Source organism: Curtobacterium sp. P97 (assembly GCF_023712445.1).
Classification (GTDB): domain Bacteria; phylum Actinomycetota; class Actinomycetes; order Actinomycetales; family Microbacteriaceae; genus Curtobacterium.
Genome location: NZ_JAMAYF010000091.1, coordinates 1 through 465, shown reverse-complemented (window position 1 = coordinate 465; position 465 = coordinate 1). Strand labels below are relative to the sequence as shown.

Sequence of the window (465 nt, the reverse complement as noted above, 5' to 3'; positions counted from 1 at the left end):
GACTACGGCATCGTCACCGTGCTGTGGGCCGACCAGGTCGCCGGCCTGCAGATCCTCGACGCCGACGGCTCCTGGCACGACGTCTCGCCGGCCGAGGGCGCGCTGCTGGTCAACCTGGGCGACGTCACCACCCGGCTGACCAACGAGCACTGGCGCTCGACCCTGCACCGGGTCGTGCCGCCGGTCGTGGACGGCGCGATCCGTCGCCGCCGCTCGGCCGCCTTCTTCCACGACGGGGACGTCGACGCCGTCGTCGCGGTGCTGCCCGGCTGCCTGGCGCCGGGGGAGCAGCCGAAGTACCTCCCGGTCACCGTCGGTGAGCACGTGGCCGCCAAGCTGCGCGGATCCCGGGCGGGTGTGGTCAACACCGCGGCCGACCGCGAGGCTGCGCGGGTGCTGGCCGCCCGGGGGTGACCTGCAGCGCCCCGGGGAATCCCCGGCGTTGCCCCCGCCTTGGTCCGGGCG

Annotated in this window: 1 protein-coding gene; it reads left to right on the top strand. The window is 75.5% G+C overall.

Features of this window, described 5'->3' with window-relative positions; all coding sequences use genetic code 11:
• Positions 1-414, top strand: a 414-nt coding sequence (locus M3677_RS17100) for a 2OG-Fe(II) oxygenase family protein (RefSeq protein ID WP_285844926.1), incomplete at its 5' end; no start/stop codon positions are given.
• Positions 415-465 lie beyond the last annotated feature (51 nt).